This is a genomic window from Bradyrhizobium sp. (assembly GCF_050014615.1).
Lineage (GTDB): Bacteria > Pseudomonadota > Alphaproteobacteria > Rhizobiales > Xanthobacteraceae > Bradyrhizobium.
Genome location: NZ_JBEKCZ010000039.1, coordinates 1 through 18,170, shown reverse-complemented (window position 1 = coordinate 18,170; position 18,170 = coordinate 1). Strand labels below are relative to the sequence as shown.

The window sequence follows — 18,170 nt, the reverse complement described above, 5'->3', positions numbered from 1 at the left end:
CCAACGTCTGCCTTTTTCCGCGAGAGCAGATGCCGGTCAGCGCAGGACCCAAAATCAATCGCCTGCGTCAAGCTAGCTTACGAGAGCTTCAGAACTCGCGGGCTGGCTCGGAACAATGGACGGGCTTGCGACGGCAGATGAGTTGCGGCGCGCATCGTAGAATTCAAGCACACGTTTTGCCGTTCCGGTTTCGAGCCGCTCGAAGTTTTTGCGCGCTCGATCAAGTTCCACTTTGGACATCCTGCGGTCCGCGGCCGTCATCAACAAGAGGGCTTTAACCGTCACCCAGGAGCAGCCGGCGGCTTTGGCGATGACTTGCACCACGCCGGGATTCTCATTGAGGATCGCCCGTTCAGCCATCTCGATGGGGCAGCACGCGAGAACCGACAATGCTATCACCGTTTGTTCAAAGTTTTGCGAACGCGCCGCCGCATGAACATTACCTTCGCCGAGTTCATGCCAGATCTGGAGCCGCTTCACCCTTGACTTTGCTCTGGCGTGATCCGGCGAGTTCTTGCGAACCTCCAGATTTATGTCGTCGATCACCTCTGTTAGCGCGCCCTGCACGGTATCGGTAAATTGCGGGTTTGCCGCCGCGATCTTGGCGCAGGCTGAAGCAGAGGCCGTCTCGAGAAGTTTCAAGAAGTGATGTCTGGGAATGTCGTGCCGCGTTCCAACATTTAGCGCCAGCTGGGCATCATCGCCGGATCGTGCGACGAGCTCGCGAAAGCTACCATCCGAAAACCGGGCACCGGCATTCTTCGCAACCGTGCGGACGACGTTGGGTTCACCGCGCTCGATGAGTATTTCAGTGATGACTTCGCTGATGGTTCGACGATGCGCGATGGCGTGAAGATGGCCCTGGCCCTGGGTACTGGCGTTGGCGGCAAGATCGGAGTCGCTGAGCGCCGTCGACTGGCTGAGAACCGGAGCCGCCACGGCAATGGCATCGTCGAAGGCAAATGCCCGAACCAACGCCGCTGGCGCATTTGGGATGGTCGCGATGTAGCGTGCGAGCTTCGCCCGGGTTTCCAGTTCGATCACGGCAACGAGAGTTTCAAATACCTCGTCAAATAGCTCGATTTGTTGCTTCGAATGACGACCGGATCCGGCGATAAACAGATCGGTGATGCGCGTGAGTGCCCTCAACTGCCTTTTCGTTAGCTGAGATACCCTTGTATCCTGAATTTCATCGATCAGAGAGGAGAACATTGTCATGGCTATCGCTCGTCAGATGCGTTTAAGGCGGGAAGATAACGGAATTACAACCGCAACCTACCGACCAAGCATGAAAACGATTTACTCCGGATGCCTCATAGATAAATCAAATTGTTGGGTTTTTAGCACATTCGTCTTGAGGCTGCGGATGCCGTTCGGCACAGCCATTGATTTACAGCAGCGCTAAGCAAGTATCGATCCGGACGGTCGATGTAGCAGCGCCACCCAACCCCTCACCGCGAAAGCCCCCAATTGCCAAACGTTGCGCCCGGCTTGGCTGGAGCCTTGTCGCCTTCGACCTTGAACGCAAACGTCAGTCCGGCGCGGATCTCGTTCAGGGCGTGTCCGTTGACCAGCGCATAGCGATACGCCGCGTCGAAGCTGAGATCGTCCCGAACCTGCCAGATCGCCCCGACCAGGGCCGAGCGGGTCTCGGTCTCCAGCCATACCTTGTCGTAGAACACCTCGAGCACCGGACGAACTTTCCAGGTCGACGGGCCTTCGAGGATAACGCCGAGGAACGCCTCGCCATGCTGGTCGCGGGTCAGGTTGGTCTCGACGTTGAAATGCGCGGTGCCCCAGTCCCAGCGTTGCGACACGATGCCGGCCCAGCTGAAGCCGACCCCGGGATCGGCATTGACGCCGGGCAACAGCGGTCCGAATTCGGTCGCGATGCTGACGCCGGATTGACCCTGGAGAACGCCGGGCTGAATCACGTATTTGAGGAAAGCCCCTGAGGCGGCGAGGCTGCTCGGGCCGCCCGGTGAAAGCGGCGTTTCGCCCTGGGTCTGCAGCACCATTTCCCAGCGTTCGGCGAACCCGTAATTGTAAACCACCGCCGGCGCGATCAGGGTCGATTGCGGTCCCGCCTGCATCCCGCCGACCGGCTGCAGCTCGATCTCGATCTCGTTCAGATTGGCCACGCCGGCATCGGTGCCGTCGAACGGCCGATAGGCCGCGGCCGGCCAGGCACACAGGCAAATCATCACTGCCGCTGCCCAGCCGATCCCGACCAGGAAACCGGTCAAACGACGACTGGGAGCCCTCATGCGATTCCACCTTGGCAGAGGCCATCAGCCTTCGCTCATTCGATGGATTGAGGCAAGTTTCAACTCTGCGTGAGAATCGACACATCGATCGAACATGACAACGTGGCCACACCACAACATGGCCAGGAAAGTTCCATTTCGATTTACGCCTCAACAGGTGTGGGCTAGGCTCATGAGGCTGAAATCGGCCGACGTGCTCATGCCTCGGCATCGGCTGGAGAGAGCTGGATATGCCGCCAACCGACATCTCCTTCGAAGCGGCGCTGGACGAGCGCGTCGAGCACATGCTCGACGCCTGCACGCGGTGCGGCAAGTGTGTCGAGGCCTGTCCGAGCGTGAAGCCGGCCGGGATCGCGGATGCGAGGCCCGAGGATATTATCGGCGGCATCATCGACCTCTTGCGTGGCGGCGAAGGCCCGGAGGCGTCGCGCATATGGGCGGCGTCCTGCATGCTCAGCGGCGAGTGCATCAGGGCCTGCGACGAAGGCGTCAATCCGCGCTTCCTGCTGGCGATGGCGCGCGTCGCCATCGCCAAGTCCGAAAACGAATTGCCGCAGCGCCGCCACCAGGGCGTGGAGAAATACCGCGATCTCGGCCGCGACGTGTCCGTGCTCTCACGCTTGCAGCTCGATGGCGAGGTGCTGGAGCGGCTCGGCCAAAAATCGGCGTCGGTGACCGCGCCGGCCGAGACGCCGGATTTCGTGTTCTACACCGGCTGCAACGTGCTCAAGACGCCGCATATCGCGCTGCTCGCGCTCGATATCATGGATGCGATCGGCATCAGCTATCAGGTGATGGGCGGACCGAGCCATTGCTGCGGCGTGATGCAGCTGCGCCCGGGCGACGTCGAGATGTCCGGCCGCATGGGCGCGAACACCGCCGAGAAATTGTCGCAGTCGAAGTCCGGCCAGGTGATCTCGTGGTGCCCGAGCTGCTATGTCCAGTTCACCGAAACCACGCTGCCGACCATCGAGCGGCAGCGCGGCGCGCGGCCGTTCGAGATGACGCCGTTCATGCGCTTCCTCGACGGCCGGCTCGCGCAGTTGAGACCGCATCTGCGCCAGCCGGTCAAGATGCGGGTCGCGCTGCACCGCCATCCCGGCATCTCCGGCGGCGTCGAAGCCGCCGTTGCAATCCTGCAGGCCATTCCCGGCATCGAGCTTGTCGACTTAAAGCAGCCGGCGGTCGGCCTGCAGAGCTTCAACCTCGGCGTGCTGCCCGCATTCAAGCGCGAACTGCAGCTCGGCGAGCTTGCGGCGGCAAGCGACGCCGGCGTCGATGCGCTGGTGACGGTCTATCACTCCGAACATCGCGAACTCTGCGCGCACGAGCGCGACTGGCCGTTCCGGATTGTCAACATCCTCGAACTGGTCGGTGAGAGCATGGGGTTGCAGCAGCAGGATCGCTACAAGCAACTCAAGATCATGCAGGATGCCGACCTGATCATCTCCGAATGCAGCGACCTGATCGCGCAGCACGCGCTCGATGCCGGCAAGGCCCGCGACGTCGTGGTCAAGGCAATGCTGGGCGACCAGCCGCTGCCCTTGAAATCCGGTGCACGCCCGATCGAGCTGACACCAAATTCATGAGAGCCCAAGATCCATAAAAGCCGAGGGAATTTCAAAGCGGCGGAACTTCGCCGCCCCAAGAATGTTGTCCTGCAGCAAAATGGAGCAAGACACCATGGCCGGCGAAAATCACGGCGATCAGCGCGCGGTTCCCCAACGCGAAACCATCAAGGATTTGCGTTCATCCGCAAAACCCGCCCCGCCAAGCGGACCGGCGATTCTAAACGACGGGCCGGAATCGCTTCGCAGCAGCCACTGCTGACCGCGTCGCGCGCCTGCCTCACTAACGGCTAGGTTTGCGTCGGCCAGTGCCGCTCGCGGAACCAGGTTCGGTACTCCGACGACATCTTCGCGCGCTGCGCCTGCGGCGCATGCCGCTTGCAGGTCGATGCTTCCTGGCTGTTGTCAGGCGCACCCCACCGCAGTTCGACGCAGTCGTTCGGGTTGTAGGCCATCTCGAAATCCGCACTGCGATCGATGACGTCCTTCAGGGACAGCGTCCACGGCGAGCCATCGCTGCGGGTATAGGTTATCTTGCGCGAGGCCAGCTCGGAGACGAGCACGCCCTGCAGTTCGCTTTTCACGTCCTCGATGCTCCTGCCAGGCGGCATCGCGTAACGCTGTGCCCGCCGTGCGAGCCGATCGGGAAATCCCCGCACCACATCGATCGCGATCAGCAGTCGGAAATCACGCGCCGGCGTGGAGTAATCCTCCCAGGCGCCTGTGGTCCCGAAGATCGTGGGGCCATTGGGCATCGTCATCTCGCCGGCCTGCTTGTCCTGATATTTTCGCCCGTTCTCGACCGAGGTGACGCGCGTCTTGACCTGCTCGTTGAGGCTCGCGATGGCGTCCGTCATCGCCTTCACGGGATCGAGCGGTTCGGGCGACATCACGTCATCCATGCGATCGTAAAAATCCTCGGCGCTCATCTGCGACTGATCGAGCGAAAAATCGCCATAACTCGGATTTTTGGCGATTTCGGCGTTGGCCAGCCGCCGCAACGGGCCGTTCTTCTCGCGCACGATCGGCCGGAAGTGTTTGAAGCCGGGGCTGCCGAGCGCGGGCTCGTGCGCGAACAGGAAGTTGCCACGCCAGAAACGCTTTCGCGTAATCGATCCGTCGGGCTCGGCGTCGACCGCGAGGAAGACACCGGGGTTACCGTTCAACTCCGGCACGAGATGCACCAGCATCAGCACGTGGCCGTAGGGGTCGGCGTACACCGTGCCCGGGCGCAGCGATTGCTGCGTCAGCGCGACGGTATAAAAATCGGTATTGTCGTCGTTCGCCGACACCCGCACGGCGCCGGTATGCACGACGTCGCCGACGTCCCGCAAAAATTCGCCGAACGTGGTCGGGCGCTTCGGCTTCGGCTTTGGCGGCGGCGGGGTGGCTGCCGGCGGTGTTTCGGCCGCCTCCGGCTTACCGGCAAACAACCCCAGCAGCGTCGGCGTCGATGCAGGCGGCGTAGCGGCGGCGGGGGTTGCCGATGCGACTTCCTGTTCGGGCGGCGGCGGCGGACGCGTCACCTCCGGATGCTCCATGTCGAACCACTGGTAGCATTTGGGCGGCTTGCCGCCGGTGCCGCGCGAACAATTCGAATAGCCGAACGGCAGCCCCATTTTGTAGGCGAAATAGGCGCGCAGGAAGTAGGCGAAGTCGGCGCAGTCGGGGCGAAGGCCGGTCTGCGCATTGTCTTCCCCGCGACCCAGATGGTTGAACAGGAAATTGCGCGAGCGGTCGCGCAGCACTTCGTGCCATGCCTTCCAGGACAGGTCCTGGTCGGGCGGCGCGTCGAACAGCTTCTCGATCCATGCAGAAAACAGCGATTCAGTGGTGCTGTTCCACTCGCTGCGCACCTGCCAGAAGGCCCCCGACGGCGTCGGCACCGGATCGGGTTTGCGCGCGCTCACGGCGATGTCGCGGGTGATCGAGCTGCATTCCGCGGTAGCGTGGTCGAGCGCCAGTGTCGCATGCCAGGTGCCCGCAGCCGGCTCGGCGACCTCGGCGAACCAGGAATACGGCGCCCCGCCGTGCCGGTCCGGCGATGTGGCCGCGACCTTTCCATCGGGCGCGACTAGCGAAAGCACGCCCTCCAGCGGCTTCTCGGTGACGACCATGACGCGCAGCGGCGCGCCTTTCCACGGCGCGATCGGCGAGGGTAACACCGAGAGTTCAGCCGCGTCCCCGCAACTGCCTGACGCTGCTTGCGCCGGCTGTTCCACTGTCACAAAAAGCAACAAGGCCGTCGCAGCAGCAGCGGCAAACCGGCTTGCGAAAAGCATTTTAGCAACCTTCCTGGAAGGACACGGAACCGCACTCAGCCCTGCCAGCGGGGCCGGCGTGCAGGATAGCTGAATTGGCCGGCATCCGTCAGCTAATTTGAAGGCGAATTTGCGGCCCGCCGCGCGTTCGCCGGACTACGGCCGCAGTGCGCCGTCACGCTCGCTGCAAACGCGCGGGACAGGTTGCGGCGCGACATCACACCGCCCCTCTCCGCTCAGGCTTGCTCTGCTCAGGCTTGCCCTATTCCGACTTGTCGATATTCCAGAAGATCGGGGTGGCCGGTCCGTCGAGCACGCCGGTGAGCGATTTGCGCCACGCGCTGGGAATGAGAAACTGCCCGAGCGGGATGTAGATCACCTCGTCGTAGTTTTCCTTCTGGATGTCGGCTGCGATCTTCTTCTGCTCGTCCAGCGAGGACGATCGCGCGAAGGCATCGCGCATCGCCTCCACCTTGGCGTCTTCTGGCCAGCCGAACCAGCCGCCATTCTTGCCGCGGCCGCCGACCGACACATTGGCAACCGGATTGACCACGTCGGCGCCGACCCAGTTGGTGAAGAAGATGTTCCAGCCGCCCTCCTTCGGCGGCTTCTGGCTGGCGCGGCGGGTCACCACGGTTTGCCAGTCGGTGGCCTGCACATCGACCTTGAAGCCGGCGTCGCGCAGCAACTGCGCCACGACGATCGGCTGCGCCTTCAGCGTCACGACATCGCCGGGCGCCATCAGCACCACAGGCGTGCCGTCATAGCCGGATTCGGCGAGCAGCTTTTTGGCTTCCGCCATGCCGTTGCCCTTGACCAGCGATTCCGAACCGACATCGGTCGCCAGCGGTGTGCCGCAGACGAAAACCGCGCCGCAGATCCGGTAATATTCGGGATTGCCGACCATCGCATCGAGTACGTCCTTCTGATTCATGGCCATGAAGGCGGCGCGGCGTACCTTGACGTTGTCGAACGGCGGATAAAGGAAATTCATCCGGCCGAGCGTCTGGAAGCCGAGCTTGTTGAGGACTTCGACCTTCAGCTCGGGGTTGGCGGTGAGGATCGCAATAACATCGAACGACGGGTTCTCGAAGAAATCGATATCGCCGGACAGCAGCGCGTTCATCGCGGTCTGCGCGTCCGCCATCGTGATCCATTCGACACGGTCGACCTTCACCACCTTGCCGCCGGAGGTCCAGCTCGGCGGCTCCTGGCGCGGCACATAATCCTTGTTCTTCTCGTAGACGGCCTTCACGCCGGGCTGGAATTCGGCCTGCACGAACTTGAAGGGACCGGATCCGATCTGCTCCTTGATCTGCTGGCCGGGCGGCGTTTCGGCCAGCCGCTTCGGCATCATGAACGGCACCAGCGACGACGGCTTTCCGATCGACTCCAGCACCAGGCCGTAGGGCTCTTTCAGTTTCAGCGTGATGGTTTTGGCGTCAGTGGCCTCGAGGCTGGCGGTGAAGTCCATCAGCTTCTGGCCCATGCCGTCGTTCTTGCCCCAGCGCTTGAGCGACGCCACGCAATCTTCCGCCGTGACCGGCGCGCCGTCATGCCACTTCAAGCCGTCGCGCAGCGTGAAGGTGTAGGTCAGCTTGTCGTCGGAGACTTTCCACTCCGCCATCTGCGGCTGGATCTTGAAATTGGCGTCCTCCGCCAGCAGCGTGTCATAGACCATGTAGCCGTGATCGCGGGTGATGTAGGCCGTGGTAATACCGGGATCGATCACGCGCAGATCGGAATGCATCACCGCGGTGATGGTCTTGGCGTCGGCCGGCGAGGTTCCCACCAGCGCCGCCGCAAGCGCGAGCGCCGGCAGGATGATGCAGGACACGATCCTGTGACGTTTCCAACGCGAGATATGGAACATTGATCTCTCCTGACGTGAAACCGGTCAAAGCCCGGTCATTCGTTATGCATGCGGTCCGTTATTTAGGCGTACTAACACGCTGTAACTCCTGAATATTCGAGACTTGCACCGGCCGCTGCGCGCGTCAATCGGGTTGTGGCCGGCGCGTATGCGGGCTCACCCTTCCCGGATGTTTCACTTTACAAATTCACCGCCGGTCATTCTCGTATGCGCGCCATTGAAACCATTACGAATGCGAGAGAGCCATCCGATGAACCCCGCCAACCTTCCCTTCGATTCCGAGGCCATGCTGCAGGGTTTGCGCGGCTGGGTGGAATGCGAAAGCCCGACCTGGGACGCCAATGCCGTCAACCGCATGCTCGATCTCGCCGCGCGCGAGATGGCGATCATGGGCGCGTCGATCGAACGCATCGCCGGACGGCAGGGTTTTGGCGGCTGCGTCCGCGCGCGCTTTGCGCATCCCAGGCAGGGCGAGCCCGGTATTCTGATCGCGGGCCATCTCGATACCGTGCATCCGCTCGGCACGCTGGAGAAACTCGCATGGCGGCGCGACGGCAACAAATGCTTCGGGCCCGGGATCTTCGACATGAAGGGCGGCAATTACCTGACGCTGGAAGCGATCCGGCAATTGGCGCGCGCCGCCTTCACGACGCCGCTGCCGATCACGGTATTGTTCACGCCGGACGAGGAAGTCGGCACGCCCTCGACGCGCGACATCATCGAAGCCGAAGCCGCGCGCAACAAATATGTGCTGGTGCCGGAGCCGGGCCGGCCGAACAATGGCGTCGTCACCGGACGTTACGCGATCGCGCGGTTCAATCTGGAAGCGGTGGGCAAACCCAGCCATGCCGGCGCCACGCTGTCCTCGGGCCGCTCCGCGATTCGCGAGATGGCGCGCCAGATTCTCGCCATCGACGGCATGACCACGGAGGATTGCACCTTCAGCGTCGGCATCGTGCATGGCGGCCAATGGGTCAATTGCGTCGCCACCATTTGCAGCGGCGAAGCCCTGAGCATGGCCAAGCGCCAGGCCGATCTCGATCGCGGCATCGAGCGCATGCTGGCGCTGTCAGGCACTGCCAACGATGTGACGTTCAACGTCACCCGCGGCGTGACGCGACCGGTGTGGGAGCCCGATGCCGGAACCATGGCGCTGTATGAAAAGGCGCGCGGCGTGGCGAAAGCAATGGGCATTGAGCTTCCCCACGGCAGCGCCGGCGGCGGCTCCGACGGCAATTTCACCGGCGCGATGGGAATTGCGACCCTCGATGGGCTCGGCGTGCGCGGCGCCGATGCCCATACGCTCAACGAGCACATCGAAGTCGACAGCCTTGCCGAACGCGGCCGCCTGATGGCGGGGTTGCTGGCGACACTGGAGTAAAGTCCTTGGGAGTGGTCCTTGCCATGCCGAAAGCGCCCAACAAATCCCGCATGATTGCGTTCAAGGCCATTCGCGCCAGGGCCGAGAAGCGCAAGGGCGGTCCGAGGGAGCTGGAAAAGCTGCTGCCGCGCAAACCAGACCTCAAGGCGCTGGCAAAACTTTCCGACGACCACATGCTTTCGGAGATGACGAAGCGGGTGTTTTCCGCTGGATTCGCCTGGAGTGTGATCGAGACGAAGTGGCCGGGCTTCGAAACAGCATTCCTCGCCTTCAAACCTGCAAAACTCACCTTTCAACCCGACGATTTCTGGGACGCCCTGTTGTCCGATACGCGCATCGTGCGCAACGGCGCCAAGATACAGTCGGTGCGCGAGAACGCCGCCTTCGTGCAGGAGATCGCCAGGGAACACGGCAGCTTCGGCAAATTCCTGGCCAAGTGGCCCTCCTCCGACCAGATCGGCCTCTTGAACCTGCTCGCCAAGCGCGGCAGCCGGCTCGGCGGCAATACCGGACAGATGTTTCTGCGTTTCGTCGGCTGGGACGGATTTGTGACGTCGCAGGACGTGGTAGCCTGCCTGCGCGATGCCGGACTCGATATCGCTGAGGAGGTGAAGTCGAAGGGTGACCTCGCCAAGGTGCAGGCGCAGTTCAATGCCTGGGCGAACGAGACAGGATTACCCTATGTGCATCTGTCGCGCATCTGCGCGATGTCGATCGGCGAGAACCATGCGGTATGACCTGTCGCGATCGGTGTGATGCGTGTTGCAATGGCACGGGAATTGCTAAAACCCTTATTGGGACCGCAACATGAAGTATTTCTGCAACATGCCGCAACCTCGACCCGTCGTCCCTGCGAAAGCAGGGACCCATAACCCCCGGTGTGCGTTGCCGTTCCGAGCTAGCGCGCCAGCGTTCCATCGAGACGCCTCGGCGCGAGATTCTTTGGCGCATGGGTCCCTGCTTTCGCAGGGACGACAGCGTGGGTTCGCCTGATGCTCGGATACCTGCTCCGCCGCGTGCTGGCCGCCATCCCCGTGATGGGCGTGGTGGCGCTGTTCGTGTTTCTGCTGCTGCGGCTGACCCCGGGCGATCCCGCCGCGATTCTGGCCGGCGACAACGCCACCCCCGAGCAGCTTGAGCGCATCCGCGCTTCATTGGGCCTGAACCAGCCGCTCTACAGCCAGTTCTTCACCTGGATCGGCAAATTGCTGCATGGCGACCTCGGCGTGTCGCTGATTTCCAACGTGCCGGTGCTGGAAATGATCAGCAAGCGGGTCGAACCCTCGATCAGCATCGCGGTATCGACCATCATCCTCGCCATCATGGTCGCGGTGCCGCTCGGCGTGATCGCGGCGTGGAAACACGGCACCTGGATCGACCGCTTCGTGATGGGATTGTCGGTGCTCGGCTTCTCGGTCCCGGTATTTGTGATCGGCTATGTGCTGATCCAGATCTTTGCCATCGACCTGCGCTGGCTGCCGGTGCAGGGCTTTCGCAGCATCAGCGCCGGTTTCGGTCCGTTTTTCGAACGTATCGTGCTGCCGACCTGTACCCTTTCGTTCATCTATATCGCGCTGATCGCGCGCATGACCCGGGCGGCGATGCTGGATGTGCTTGGCGAGGATTATGTGCGCACCGCGCGCGCCAAGGGCATCGGCGAGACCGGCGTGCTGCTGCGCCACGCGCTACGCAATGCCGCGGTGCCTGTCATCACCGTGATCGGAACTGGTTTTGCGCTGTTGATATCGGGCGTCGTGGTCACCGAAAGCGTATTCAACCTGCCCGGTATCGGCCGCCTCACCGTCGATGCGGTGCTGGCGCGCGACTACCCGGTGATCCAGGCGATGATCCTGTTGACGTCGGGCATCTATGTCGCGGTCAACCTCTTGATCGATGTCGCCTACACCCTGCTCGATCCCAGAATTCGTTATTGAGGTCCGGTACTGATGGCGATCGAAACCCTCCCCGAGCCGTCCGTTGGCATCATCACGCCGGACCGGCCGCGATTCGGATTTCTGACGGCGACGCCGATCATCACGACGGCGACAATCTGCCTGGCATTGGTGATCGCCTCCGCGATCCTGGCGCCCTGGCTCTCGCCGCACGATCCCCTGCTGCTGGCGCCTGCGCAACGGCTGAAGCCCGCGAGCGCGCAGTTCCTGCTCGGCACTGACGGCTATGGCCGTGACGTGCTGTCGCGGATTCTGTACGGCGGACGGATATCGCTGCTGATCGGCCTCGGCGCGGCCGTCGTCAGCATCGGCATCGGGCTTGTGATCGGCCTCGTCTCAGGCTTCTTCAAATGGATCGACGCGGTGATGATGCGCGTCATGGACGGATTGATGGCGATCCCCAGCATCCTGCTCGCGATTGCCGTGGTGTCGCTGTCCGGCGCCAGCCTGATGACGGTGCTGGTCGCAATCACGATTCCCGAAGTTCCGCGTGTCGCGCGGCTGGTGCGCTCGGTCGTTCTCTCGGCGCGCGAGGAGCCCTATGTGGAAGCCGCGATTTCCGTCGGCTCCAGCCTGCCGAAGATCATGTGGCGGCATCTGATGCCGAACACGATTGCGCCGCTGATCGTGCAAGGGACTTATGTCTGCGCCTCGGCCATTCTCACCGAAGCGATCCTGTCGTTTCTCGGCGCCGGCATCAGCCCGGAGACGCCGACCTGGGGCAACATCATGGCCGAGGGCCGCGCCTATTTTCAAATAAAACCGTCGCTGATCTTCTGGCCGGGCCTGCTGCTGTCGGTTGCGATCCTCAGCGTCAACCTGATCGGCGACGCCGCCCGCGACGCACTCGATCCCCGCATGAAGCAGCGCGAGGGCGGGAAGTGATGAACCAGCACCGTCATTGCGAGCGAAGCGAAGCAATCCATTTCGCCGAGCAAAGAAAGAATGGATTGCTTCGTCGCTGCGCTCCTCGCAATGACGGTGGGAGGCCATGACGTGACCGATGTGATCCTCGACATCAACAATCTCATGGTCGGTCTCGGCAAAAATCCGCGCGACGACCGGATCATCGACGACCTCTCGCTCGCGGTCCGTGAGGGCGAAACGCTGTGTCTGGTTGGCGAAAGCGGATCGGGCAAATCCGTCACGTCGCTGACGGTCATGGGCCTGTTGCAAAAAGGCGCGCTGGCGCCGACCGGCGGCAGCATCAAGCTGGTCGGCGAGGAACTTCTTGGCGCCAGCGTCCGGCGGCTGCGGCAATTGCGCGCCACCACCATGGCGATGATTTTCCAGGAGCCGATGACCGCGCTCAATCCGGTGGTGCCGGTCGGCCGCCAGATCGACGAGGTGCTGCGCGTCCATACCAACCTCGATGCGCGCGCCCGGCGCCAGCGCATCCTCGCGATGATGGAACAGGTGCGGCTGCCCGAGGTCGAACGGATCTTTGCATCCCATCCCCACCGGCTGTCGGGCGGTCAGCGCCAGCGCATCATGATCGCGATGGCGCTGGTGCTGGAACCAAAACTGCTGATCGCCGACGAGCCGACCACCGCGCTCGACGTCACCACGCAGAAGCAGATTCTGACCCTGATCCGCGACCTGCAGCGCGATCGCGGCACAGCGGTGCTGTTCATCACCCATGACATGGGCGTGGTCGCCGAGATCGCCGATCGCGTCGCGGTGATGCGTCGCGGCCGGCTGGTGGAGACCGGGCCGCTCGACACCATCCTGCGCACGCCCTCGATGGAATATACCCGCGACCTGCTCTCGGCGGTGCCGAGCCTGATTCCGCGCGTGCCGCGCCCGGAATCAAGAGAACCGGTGGTGCTGGAGGCCAACGAGCTCGGCAAGGTCTATCGCGAGCGCTCGCTGTTCGGCCGCAGCCGCGAAGTGGTGGCGGCGCAGAATGTCACGCTGACGCTGCGCAAGGGCCGCACGCTCGGCATTGTCGGCGAAAGCGGCTCCGGCAAATCGACGGTCGCGCGCTGCATCGTCCGCCTGATCGATCCGACCTCCGGCGGCATCCGCCTCGTGGGCCGCGAAATCTCCGAACTGTCGCGCCGGCTGCTGCAGCCGCATCGAAAACGCATCCAGATCATTTTCCAGGATCCGTATCGCTCGCTCAATCCGAGGATATCCATTGGCGAGACCATCGCCGAGGGTCCGATCAATTACGGTATGAAGCGGGCGCAGGCGCTGGCCAAGGCGCGGGAACTGCTGGAACTGGTCGACCTGCCCGCCGACGCCATCACGCGCTATCCGCACCAGTTCTCCGGCGGCCAGCGCCAGCGTATCGCCATCGCGCGGGCATTGGCGCTCGACCCTGATGTGCTGGTGGCGGATGAAGCGGTCTCGGCGCTCGACGTCTCGGTGCAGGCCCAGGTCTTGGAACTGCTCGACGAAATCCAGAGCCGGCTCGGCATCGCGCTGTTGTTCATCACCCACGATTTGCGTGTCGCCGCGCAAATCTGCGACGACGTCGCGGTGATGCAAAACGGCCGCATCGTCGAACAGGGCCCGGCGGCCCGAGTCCTGACAAATCCGCAAGTAGCCTATACCCGTGCGCTGCTTGACGCCGCCCCCGGACGGGAGTGGGATTTCGCCAACTTTCGGCCGGTGGCGCGCGAGGCAACGGCGGCGCTTTGACATTGGCGCTGAAGTCCTGACAGGTCGTCATTCCGGGGCGCGTCGAAGACGCGAACCCGGAATCTCGAGATTCCGGGCCTGCGCCTGACGGCGCATCCCGGAATGACGGGCTAGGTACATCTGGTGAGACACGCTTATGACCCGTATCGCCGTTGGCGGCTTCCTGCATGAGACCAATACCTTCGCGCCGACGAAGGCCACCTACGCCGACTTCGAGCACGGCGGCGGTTGGCCTTCGATGGTTCAGGGAATCGATGTGCTCAGCACCATTCGCAACATCAATGTCGGACTGGCCGGCTTTATCGGGCAGGCGGAAACCAGCGACTGGGAGCTGGTGCCAACCATCTTCACCGCGGCCAGTCCTTCCGCCCATGTGACGCAGGATGCGTATGAGCGCATCGTCAAGGTCATGATCGACGGCATCCGAAATGCCGGACCGCTCGATGCTGTTTATCTCGATCTGCACGGCGCCATGGTGACCGAGCATCTCGACGATGGCGAAGGCGAAGTTTTGAGGCGCGTGCGCGAGGTGATCGGCCGGGACCTGCCGCTGGTGGTCAGCCTCGACCTGCACGCCAATGTCACGCCTGTGATGGTCGAGCACGCCGATGCACTGATCGCCTACCGCACCTATCCTCATATCGATATGGCCGATACCGGCCGCGCCGCCGCCCGTCATCTCGCGTTGATGTTGCGCAGCGGGCAACGCTTCGCCAAGGCGTTCCGGCAGTTGCCGTTCCTGATTCCGATCAGCTGGCAATGCACCAACGACCAGCCCACCAAAGGTATCTACCAGAAACTGGCGGCGCTGCAGAGCGAAACCGTACCGACGCTGTCTTTCGCGCCGGGCTTTCCCGCGGCGGATTTTCCCGATTGCGGGCCGAGTGTGTTTGCCTATGGCAAGACGCAAGCCGACGCCGACAGGGCCGCGGATCAGATCGCTGCGATCATCGCCGGCCACGAGGACGATTTCGACGGCCGCATCTACACGCCCGATGAGGGCGTGCGCTACGCGATGGAACTGGCGCGGCGCGCGCGCAAGCCGATTGTCATCGCCGACACCCAGGACAATCCGGGCGCCGGCGGCGATTCCGACACCACAGGCATGTTGCGGGCGCTGGTCCGCAACAAGGCCACCAAAGCCGCGATCGGCGTGATCTATGACCCCGCCTCCGCCAAGGCGGCGCATGCCGCTGGCGTCGGCGCCACCGTCACACTGGCGCTTGGCGGCAAGTCGGGCATTTCAGGCGATGCGCCATATCATGAAACGTTCATCGTCGAGCAACTGTCCGACGGCCTGTTTGTGGCGCCCGGCCCCTATTTCGGTGGACGCGACATGGACATGGGGCCGTCGGCCTGTCTGCGGATTGGGGATGTGCGCGTGGTCGTGAGTTCGCACAAGGCGCAGCTCGCGGACCAGTCGATGTACCGCTATGTCGGCATCGAACCATCAGAGCAATCCATTCTCGTCAACAAGAGCTCGGTGCATTTCCGCGCCGATTTCGAGCCGATCGCCGAGAAACTGATCATCTGCGCCGCACCCGGCGCGATGCCCGCCGACAGCGCCGCACTACCGTGGACGAGCTTGCGTCCGGGCATTCGGATCAAGCCGAACGGTCCTGCTTTTGTTGTACCCGTCAAATCAGGTTCACCATCCCCTGCACCATCGCCCGCCCCTTCTCCTGCCATCGGATAACAGCCATGCCAAACATCGACCGCATCGAAGGCTTTGCCGACGAACTCACCGCGATCCGCCGGGATCTGCACGCCCATCCCGAGATCGGCTTCGAGGAGGTCCGCACTTCCGGCATTGTCGCGGAGCGGCTGAGCCAATGGGGCATCGAGGTGCATCGCGGCCTCGGCGGCACCGGCGTCATCGGCGTGCTCAGGGGCAAGGGCGGCTGCGCCAGGCGCATCGGTCTGCGCGCCGACATGGATGCGCTGCCGATGGAAGAGAACACCAACCTGAAATGGCGCTCGACCGTTCCCGGCCGCTTTCACGGCTGCGGCCATGACGGCCACACCACCATGCTGCTCGGCACCGCGCGCTATCTCGCCGAGACCCGTAATTTCGACGGCACCGTGCATTTCATCTTCCAGCCGGCCGAGGAAGGCCTCGGCGGCGCCCGCGCCATGATCAAGGACGGGTTGTTCGAGAAATTTCCCTGCGACGAAGTCTATGGGCTGCACAACGCGCCCGACCTGAACCACGGCGAGGTCGCGATCCTGCCCGGCCCCGCGATGGCCGGGGCTGACTTTTTCGACATCACCATCCGTGGCTACGGCGCGCATGGCGCGATGCCGGAGCGTTCGAAAGATCCGGTCGTGATCGCGATGACGCTCGGACAGGCGCTGCAGACCATTGTCAGCCGCAATGTCGATCCGCTGCAGTCGGCGGTGCTGTCTATCACGCAAATTCGCGCCGGCTCCGCCTACAATGTGATCCCCGGCGAAGCCAGGCTGGCCGGCACCGTCCGCGCCTTTTCCGACGGCATCCGCGCGCTGATCCGCGAGCGGATGCGCGCGATCTGCGCCGGAATCGCCAGCGCGTTCCAGGTCGAGATCACAGCCGATATCCGCGATACTTTCAGCGTGCTGGTCAACCAGGAGGAGCAATCCAACGTGGTTGCCGAAGCGGCGCGCACGGTGGTCGATCCCACAAAGGTCTTCACGCGGTCGCGGCCGAAGATGGGCAGCGAGGATTTCGCCGACATGCTGCATGCCGCGCCCGGCGCCTATTTCTGGGTCGGCCATGACGGCTCGGTGCCGGTGCACAATCCCGGCTATATCCTCGACGACAAGATCTTGCCGATCGGTGCCAGCGTGTTCGCCCGCATCATTGAAGCCCGCTTGCCGATATCAGCCCATGCATAAATCGGCCGCACAGGACTCCGTGTCGGCGCTGCACGATCTCAGCGCCGTCGATCTCGTCGCGGGTTTTCGCGCCCGGCAGTTCTCGCCGTCCGAAGTGCTGGAGGACGTGCTGGCACATATCGCGGTGTGGGAGCCGCACATCAAGGCGTTGTACGCATTCGATCCGGAAGGCGCGCGCGCCACCGCTGGGGCCTCGACCGAGCGCTGGCACAGAGGCGAGCCGACCGGCCTGCTCGACGGCGTTCCCGTCACCATCAAGGACAACATCGCGACCAAGGGCGTGCCGGTGCCGCTCGGCGCCGCCACCACCGCATTGATACCGGCGCCCGCGGATTCGCCGCCTGCGGCGCGTTTGCGCGAAGCGGGCGCGGTGATCTTCTCCAAGACCACGATGCCGGATTACGGCATGTTGTCGTCGGGCCTCTCGAGCTTCCATCCCCTCACCCGCAATCCCTGGGACCTCAGCAAGAACCCCGGCGGCTCCAGTGCCGGCGCCGGCGCCGCGGGTGCCGCGGGCTACGGGCCGCTCCATGTCGGGACCGATATCGGCGGCTCGGTGCGGCTGCCGGCCTGCTGGTGCGGCCTGGTCGGGCTGAAGCCGAGTCTTGGACGAATTCCGGTCGACCCGCCCTATGTCGGCCGCGTCGCCGGACCGATGACCCGCACCGTCGACGACGCCGCCTTGATGATGAGCGTATTGTCGCGGCCGGATCGCCGCGACGGCATGAGCCTGCCGCCCGACAACATCAACTGGAAGGCGCTGGAAAAGTCTCCGCGCAAATTGCGCATTGGCCTGATGCTCGATGCCGGCGTTGGTCAACCTCTCGAAAAAGAAGTCCGCGACGTCGCCGTGAAGGCCGCCAAGGCCTTCGAGGCCGCCGGCGCTGTGGTCACGGAGATCGCCGGCGTGCTGACCCGCGAGATGCTCGACGGCCTCGACAATTTCTGGCGTGCGCGGCTGTGGGACGATCTCTCGAAGCTTGCGCCGGCCACGCGCGCCAAGGCGCTGCCCTATATCGTCAACTGGGCGGAGGCCGGCGCCGAGCTTTCAGGCGTCGATGTGATCCGGGGGTTCAATGCCACCATGGCGATCCGCGCCGCGGCGGCCAAATTGTTCGGCGAGATCGATTATGTGATTTCGCCGGTCTCGCCGGTGGTGAATTTCGCCGCCGAACTGGCCTCGCCGCTGAACGATCCCGACAAACCGTTCGAGCACATCGCCTTTACCGTGCCGTGGAACATGGCGGAAAATCCGGCTGTTACGATCAATGGCGGCTATGACAAAAAGGGCTTTCCGATCGGCGTGCAGATCGTCGGGCGTCGTTTTGACGATATCGGCGTGCTCGGC

Annotated in this window: 13 protein-coding genes; 9 read left to right on the top strand and 4 right to left on the bottom strand. The window is 63.4% G+C overall.

The window, feature by feature from the left end; genetic code table 11:
• Window positions 1-72: 72 nt before the first annotated feature.
• Window positions 73-1,218: a DUF2336 domain-containing protein gene (locus ABR948_RS09005; RefSeq protein ID WP_428116080.1), complete on the bottom strand. Its 1,146-nt coding sequence runs from the start codon at window positions 1,216-1,218 to the stop codon at window positions 73-75.
• A gap of 233 nt (window positions 1,219-1,451) precedes the next feature.
• Window positions 1,452-2,267: a hypothetical protein gene (locus ABR948_RS09000; RefSeq protein ID WP_428116077.1), complete on the bottom strand. Its 816-nt coding sequence runs from the start codon at window positions 2,265-2,267 to the stop codon at window positions 1,452-1,454.
• Window positions 2,268-2,497: 230 nt separating this feature from the next.
• Here ABR948_RS09000 and ABR948_RS08995 point away from each other — a divergent pair, with 230 nt between their 5' ends.
• Window positions 2,498-3,856, top strand: a complete 1,359-nt coding sequence (locus tag ABR948_RS08995; RefSeq protein WP_428116075.1) for a heterodisulfide reductase-related iron-sulfur binding cluster — start codon at window positions 2,498-2,500, stop codon at window positions 3,854-3,856.
• 269 nt (window positions 3,857-4,125) lie between these two features.
• On the opposite strand, the gene ABR948_RS08990 is transcribed toward ABR948_RS08995, so the two are convergent.
• Window positions 4,126-6,117, bottom strand: a complete 1,992-nt coding sequence (locus ABR948_RS08990) for a hypothetical protein (RefSeq protein ID WP_428116073.1) — start codon at window positions 6,115-6,117, stop codon at window positions 4,126-4,128.
• A gap of 241 nt (window positions 6,118-6,358) precedes the next feature.
• Complete coding sequence (locus ABR948_RS08985; protein WP_428116070.1) at window positions 6,359-7,969, bottom strand: ABC transporter substrate-binding protein; 1,611 nt, start codon at window positions 7,967-7,969, stop codon at window positions 6,359-6,361.
• Window positions 7,970-8,219: 250 nt separating this feature from the next.
• On the opposite strand from ABR948_RS08985, the gene ABR948_RS08980 reads away from it, so the two are divergent.
• The 8 genes from ABR948_RS08980 to ABR948_RS08945 all read left to right on the top strand — a co-directional run.
• On the top strand, window positions 8,220-9,350 hold the full coding sequence (locus ABR948_RS08980) for a M20/M25/M40 family metallo-hydrolase (RefSeq protein ID WP_428116067.1): 1,131 nt from the start codon (window positions 8,220-8,222) through the stop codon (window positions 9,348-9,350).
• Window positions 9,351-9,400: 50 nt separating this feature from the next.
• The gene (locus ABR948_RS08975; RefSeq protein WP_428116120.1) at window positions 9,401-10,087 is read left to right on the top strand and encodes a DNA-3-methyladenine glycosylase I; all 687 of its coding nucleotides are present in this window, start codon (window positions 9,401-9,403) and stop codon (window positions 10,085-10,087) included.
• Window positions 10,088-10,342: 255 nt separating this feature from the next.
• Complete coding sequence (locus ABR948_RS08970) at window positions 10,343-11,284, top strand: ABC transporter permease (RefSeq protein WP_428116065.1); 942 nt, start codon at window positions 10,343-10,345, stop codon at window positions 11,282-11,284.
• A gap of 12 nt (window positions 11,285-11,296) precedes the next feature.
• Window positions 11,297-12,187, top strand: a complete 891-nt coding sequence (locus ABR948_RS08965) for an ABC transporter permease (RefSeq protein ID WP_428116062.1) — start codon at window positions 11,297-11,299, stop codon at window positions 12,185-12,187.
• A 144-nt stretch (window positions 12,188-12,331) separates the two neighbouring features.
• Window positions 12,332-13,948: an ABC transporter ATP-binding protein gene (locus tag ABR948_RS08960; protein WP_428116118.1), complete on the top strand. Its 1,617-nt coding sequence runs from the start codon at window positions 12,332-12,334 to the stop codon at window positions 13,946-13,948.
• Window positions 13,949-14,084: 136 nt separating this feature from the next.
• Window positions 14,085-15,644, top strand: coding sequence for a M81 family metallopeptidase (locus ABR948_RS08955; protein ID WP_428116059.1), 1,560 nt, complete (start codon window positions 14,085-14,087; stop codon window positions 15,642-15,644).
• Between the two features lie 5 nt (window positions 15,645-15,649).
• Window positions 15,650-16,822: a M20 aminoacylase family protein gene (locus tag ABR948_RS08950; protein ID WP_428116057.1), complete on the top strand. Its 1,173-nt coding sequence runs from the start codon at window positions 15,650-15,652 to the stop codon at window positions 16,820-16,822.
• On the top strand, window positions 16,815-18,170 hold a 1,356-nt coding region (locus ABR948_RS08945; RefSeq protein ID WP_428116055.1), incomplete at its 3' end, for an amidase. The genes ABR948_RS08950 and ABR948_RS08945, both read left to right, overlap by 8 nt.

Coding starts and splice junctions, on each gene's coding strand:
- ABR948_RS09005 (WP_428116080.1), bottom strand. CDS start 1,218: ATGACAATGTTCTCCTCTCTGATCGATGAAATTCAGGATACAAGGGTA.
- ABR948_RS09000 (WP_428116077.1), bottom strand. CDS start 2,267: ATGAGGGCTCCCAGTCGTCGTTTGACCGGTTTCCTGGTCGGGATCGGC.
- ABR948_RS08995 (WP_428116075.1), top strand. CDS start 2,498: ATGCCGCCAACCGACATCTCCTTCGAAGCGGCGCTGGACGAGCGCGTC.
- ABR948_RS08990 (WP_428116073.1), bottom strand. CDS start 6,117: ATGCTTTTCGCAAGCCGGTTTGCCGCTGCTGCTGCGACGGCCTTGTTG.
- ABR948_RS08985 (WP_428116070.1), bottom strand. CDS start 7,969: ATGTTCCATATCTCGCGTTGGAAACGTCACAGGATCGTGTCCTGCATC.
- ABR948_RS08980 (WP_428116067.1), top strand. CDS start 8,220: ATGAACCCCGCCAACCTTCCCTTCGATTCCGAGGCCATGCTGCAGGGT.
- ABR948_RS08975 (WP_428116120.1), top strand. CDS start 9,401: ATGATTGCGTTCAAGGCCATTCGCGCCAGGGCCGAGAAGCGCAAGGGC.
- ABR948_RS08970 (WP_428116065.1), top strand. CDS start 10,343: ATGCTCGGATACCTGCTCCGCCGCGTGCTGGCCGCCATCCCCGTGATG.
- ABR948_RS08965 (WP_428116062.1), top strand. CDS start 11,297: ATGGCGATCGAAACCCTCCCCGAGCCGTCCGTTGGCATCATCACGCCG.
- ABR948_RS08960 (WP_428116118.1), top strand. CDS start 12,332: ATGGTCGGTCTCGGCAAAAATCCGCGCGACGACCGGATCATCGACGAC.
- ABR948_RS08955 (WP_428116059.1), top strand. CDS start 14,085: ATGACCCGTATCGCCGTTGGCGGCTTCCTGCATGAGACCAATACCTTC.
- ABR948_RS08950 (WP_428116057.1), top strand. CDS start 15,650: ATGCCAAACATCGACCGCATCGAAGGCTTTGCCGACGAACTCACCGCG.